5 protein-coding genes and 1 pseudogene are annotated in these 4,233 nt (G+C 65.9%); 5 read left to right on the top strand and 1 reads right to left on the bottom strand.

Annotated features, from left to right (window positions below):
• Positions 1-414: 414 nt before the first annotated feature.
• From QZ500_RS15750 to QZ500_RS15730, 5 genes are read left to right on the top strand one after another with little or no spacing between them, the layout of a single operon-like run.
• Positions 415-687, top strand: coding sequence for a hypothetical protein (locus QZ500_RS15750; RefSeq protein WP_295856411.1), 273 nt, complete (start codon positions 415-417; stop codon positions 685-687).
• Between the two features lie 36 nt (positions 688-723).
• Positions 724-1,356, top strand: a complete 633-nt coding sequence (locus QZ500_RS15745) for a YkgJ family cysteine cluster protein (protein ID WP_295856409.1) — start codon at positions 724-726, stop codon at positions 1,354-1,356.
• On the top strand, positions 1,353-1,883 hold the full coding sequence (locus QZ500_RS15740) for an HD domain-containing protein (protein WP_295856407.1): 531 nt from the start codon (positions 1,353-1,355) through the stop codon (positions 1,881-1,883). Before QZ500_RS15745 ends, QZ500_RS15740 begins: the two co-directional genes overlap by 4 nt.
• A 23-nt stretch (positions 1,884-1,906) precedes the next feature.
• Entirely contained in the window at positions 1,907-2,899 is a 993-nt protein-coding gene (locus QZ500_RS15735) for an energy transducer TonB (protein ID WP_295856405.1), read from the top strand.
• Entirely contained in the window at positions 2,896-3,747 is an 852-nt protein-coding gene (locus QZ500_RS15730) for a phage integrase family protein (protein WP_295856403.1), read from the top strand. Before QZ500_RS15735 ends, QZ500_RS15730 begins: the two co-directional genes overlap by 4 nt.
• Positions 3,748-3,986: 239 nt before the next feature.
• Here QZ500_RS15730 and QZ500_RS15725 read toward each other — a convergent pair.
• A pseudogene (locus tag QZ500_RS15725) lies at positions 3,987-4,233 on the bottom strand (DNA polymerase Y family protein); the annotation flags it as partial.

Below are 4,233 nucleotides of genomic sequence, written 5' to 3'. Positions count from 1 at the left end.
CGCGGCAGGTATATCTGCCTTGGGAGGTGACCTGCACGCTTTCGGCGGTCTAACGGATAGGAGGTGGTCATGATTTCTTCGTTGAATCACAAACTACCGTGAGACGTCAGAAGAATAGCCGCAATGTTGAGGTGCCGGTGACGAGCGGTGTTACCGCTGCGTATTGGGCTATGGGGCTACGTGCAAGGTGCGTAGTGGGTTCGCGGATTCGCAGACCGCGCTGACCGGCCATGGCCAGCGGACTTGTCCCCGTTTTGTGGGAACGACTGTGTGGATAACACCTCAAAAGCTGCTGAAAGATGGCTCCAGGCTTAGATCTTGGTGGTCTGCTCAAACTTTAAGCAATGAAAGCAAATAGTCTCCCGCGAAAATTCAAAGCAACCTGCTGGCTCCCTCCAATCAACGATTCTTAATATGGATCTGTTCGTACCCGTTCTGCTCACTATCAGTTCCACCAGCCTGCTGGCCGTCGGTTACCTCGCACTCCGGCTGCACATAGAACGTCAACTCCGAGCGGAATTCGCTGAACGCGTCCGTGAACAGGCGCGCCGATGCGCACCCGATGCCCTCCGATACGAGGCCTTCTTTGCCGCCGGCGGACCCGTGGTCTTCCGCGGTGAGGAGTTCGATACGAAGGCAGAGGCCGATCGAGCGATCGACGCCTGTTTGGCCGGAAGCCTCCGATGAGGGATTCGATCTGAGGCGGTGCGAGCTACTGGAACCATGACCCCTGCGCTCGCAGAGCGCGTGCCGCTGGCCATGCAGCGGGCGCGAGCCAAAGTCGCCGCCGCCGGCTCGCCCGCGGACGTCTTCGCGCAGCTGCGCGCTGCCGGCGCCGCCCGCACCGTCGCGAAGCGCGTGCATTGGCTGCAGCGTGCGGCTGATCGACACTTGGAGCCGTTGGCCGCGGTCAGCGCCTGCCGGAGCGGCTGCACGCACTGCTGCCATATCGCATTGACGATCACCGACGCGGAAGCGCAGCTGCTGCCCCAGGCGTCCGGTAGGCCGGCCGTGCGGCCGGCAGATGCCGTCCGCCGCGAGGATCTGCAGGCGATGGCCAGAGACGAGCGTTTGCAGGTCGATGCGCTCGATGCCGAACTGGTGTCGTGTCCGTTTCTCTCGGAAGGCGCCTGCAGCGTCTATGCGACCTGTCCGCTGGCCTGCCGCGTGCAACTCAACCTGGACGATGACGATCTGCTGTGCCAGCTGGTGCCGGGCGTCGACGTGCCGGTGCCGTACGCCGACGCGACCAGCATCCGGGGCCTGTGGCTGGCCCTGCAGCCGTCGGCGCTGTACGCCGACATTCGCAGCTTCTTTCCCGCCGGCGGCACCGTGCCGGCCAGACCGACTCCATGACCGCGCTCGCCTTCGACCCGCAACCGCGCTGCGCGCGCAGCTTCGCCATTGCACGGCACGGCGACCAGCGCTACGGCGACCAGCCGTATGGCGTCCACCTTGACGCGGTAGCGGCCGTGTTGGAGCCCTACGGTCCCCTCGCCCAAGTAGTGGGCTACCTGCACGACGTTTGCGAGGACACCCCTACGACCGTCGAAGAGGTGGAAGAGCATTTCGGGCCGCTTGTGGCCGCGTGCGTAGCGCTGCTGACCGATGAGCCCTGCGGCGATCGCGCCGCACGCAAAGAGCGCACGCATCGCAAGCTGGCGGCAGTCTCGGCCGAATTCGAGCTCGCGCTGATCGCAAAGGCTGCCGACCGGCTGTGCAACGTGCGAGCGTGCGTGACTGACGGTCATGCGCGCCTGCTGAATGTGTACCGCCGTGAGCATCCCGCCTTCCGCGCTGCGGCCCACCGGCCCGGCCTGTGCGAACCGGTCTGGCGCGAGCTCGATGCTCTCTTCGACACTCCGCGGGCCGGTAAACACTGATCGCTTCGATCACTGCACCCCTCATGAAGACTTCAGCTCTGTCTTTCGTTGCTTCTTTCATCCTCGCCGGTTGCACGACAACGACGGCCCCTGTACGTCCTGATGAGAAACCCACTGGCACCGATCCGACCAACATCGTGCGGGCCAATGGATTGCCGATCGAAGCGGAACGCAGGGCAACCTGCAGACAGCCCGTCCTGACCCGGCAAAACCGCTACGACGCGCGCGAGGAAGCCAGGTTCAGGGACGACTTCAACAGTGGGTTGGAGCAGGAGCCCCGGTTCAAGCGCCTCGACAGTCCACCGCAGGTGCTCTCGAACCCACCGCCTTCCTACCCCACATGGGCTAGGTATTGCGGCGTCGAAGGTAGTGTGGCGATGCGCGTACGGACCAACACCGACGGCCGTGTTGTTTCGGTGGATCGTATCGGCAACCCGCATCCGATACTGGCCCACGCCGCAGTAAGCGCCGTGACGAACTGGAGGTTCCGGCCCAGCTCGATGAGCGGACAGCCAATAGATGTGTCGTTCATCATGCCGATCAACTTTGTGCTCGAGAGCGCTCCAGCCCCAGGACGGGCCGAAGCTGGTCGCAGGGATCTCACTGCAGATGCGGCGTTGATCTCACGCAACAACGTCATTCACGGCGCAATGATCGAGTCCAAGTTGGGCCGTGGCATTCGGTTTGTCACGCCGACATCGTCCGAGCCAGCGGCAGTACGGTATGCGAAAGCGGTAGTGGCGAAACTCGACGCTGCAGGAAAGGGAGCGATCTTCAACGAGTCGAACAGCGTAATCCTCGTCGTAAATGCCCTAGGCCGCCCGACGTCGATCGTCAGTGTCGATGCGACCACGGACCTGCAGCGGCGACAGAATGCGCTCGCAGTTCAAGGTCTCGGCGCCTCCGGTCCCATCCCTCTCCTGGCGGGTGATGATGTCGACCACCTTGCATTTGCCGTACCGTTCGATTCGCCTCTGATCATGCCGGCAGTACTGGAGCAAACCGCGCTGCCGTGACACAGATCCCGAGACGTCATCTCTCTCGTGAACATTTCGCCTTCGCCCGCGCACTCGCGCAGGGCGTCGATGCGCGGGCGGCCTGGGAGCGCTACTTGCGCTACGAGGGCGAGCGCGGCGACTTCCGCCAGGTCAAGACGCTGATCGGCTGGATCCGGCAGGAGTTTGCGGCAGCCGCCCGGCGCGAGGCGAAGTTCGGCACCGCCCGCCTGGTGTTGATCGACCCGGCCCGGCTGTCCACCGAAGGCACGCCGTCACCACCCAGCCTGGAGGACTTCGCCGCTGCGTGCGGCATGGAGGATTTCAGCGAAGCGGAGCAGCTGGAAGCCTACCGCGAGGCGCACGGCGACTCGATGCGCAAAGGCCAGCGGCGCGAGCGGCTGGTCCGCGCGCAGCTGCAGGCGCTGCACTGGCTCGAAGATCTCGCCGCGCAGGACCCCGGCCCGGGCGACAGCGTGCACGCGTGGTTCGCGCCGGTCCTCGCGCAGCGGCTGGAGTCCGCAGGCCTGCCGACGCTCTTTGCGCTGGCCACCCGGATTCATGGGATGGGTAGCGCGTGGCACGCTGCAATCCCTGCGATCGGCCGCGTCAAAGGCGAGAGCGTGCGCGAATGGATCACGGCCCATCAGGCGACGATCGGCGTGCGGATCGGCGCGCATGCGGCGATCCGCATCAGCACGGTCGACCGGTCCGAGCTGGCCGCCGTCGTGCCGGCCGGCGCTGCGCTCGTGCCATTGGAGAAGTTCGTCCCGCCCGGCGCGCTCGACGGCTCGGCCGGCCGCTACCGCGCGCCGCGCGAGCTGTGCATGCTGGCCGCGGACAACGACCATCAGGCGATCTGCGCCTAACTCAACTCGAAGCGCAGCGGCCCCGAGGGATCGCTGTCGCACACCCAGCGGGCCTATCGCAAGGAAGGCGAACGCCTGCTGCTGTGGGCCGTATTGGAGCGTCGCAAGGCGCTGTCGTCGCTCAATGCCGAGGACGCGCAGGCCTATGCGGCATTCCTGCTTGCCCCGCCCGCGCACTGGTGCGGCGAGCGCCATCACCAGCGCTGGTCACCGATGTGGCGTCCGATCGAGGGCGCACTATCGCCGACCGGCGCGGCCAGCGTCACCCGGGCCAGATGCTCTGCCAGCAGCCGGCACAGGTGCTCGACGTCGCGCATGGGTTCAGCCGTACGGACGGTCAGCGCGCCCGCGGTGCCGGCATCTTTCGGCCGCATGACATCGTGCATCCAGTGCAGGGTGATGGCCGTCGTGCCGGCGCGGCGGGCGGCGAGCCAGCCGCACAGCTGCACCAGCAGCCGGCGCGCGCCGAAGAGCAGCGCCGGCGCG

The organism is uncultured Xylophilus sp., from assembly GCA_913776965.1.
In the GTDB taxonomy this organism is placed as follows: Bacteria; Pseudomonadota; Gammaproteobacteria; order Burkholderiales; family Burkholderiaceae_C; genus Xylophilus.
The sequence above is the reverse complement of the archived record's forward strand: the minus strand, read 5'-3'. Positions and strand labels throughout refer to the sequence as shown.

What these genes read in the sequence shown, in the direction of transcription:
- QZ500_RS15740 (WP_295856407.1), top strand. Translation starts at nt 1,353, where the DNA reads ATGACCGCGCTCGCCTTCGACCCGCAACCGCGCTGCGCGCGCAGCTTC.
- QZ500_RS15735 (WP_295856405.1), top strand. Translation starts at nt 1,907, where the DNA reads ATGAAGACTTCAGCTCTGTCTTTCGTTGCTTCTTTCATCCTCGCCGGT.
- QZ500_RS15745 (WP_295856409.1), top strand. Translation starts at nt 724, where the DNA reads ATGACCCCTGCGCTCGCAGAGCGCGTGCCGCTGGCCATGCAGCGGGCG.
- QZ500_RS15750 (WP_295856411.1), top strand. Translation starts at nt 415, where the DNA reads ATGGATCTGTTCGTACCCGTTCTGCTCACTATCAGTTCCACCAGCCTG.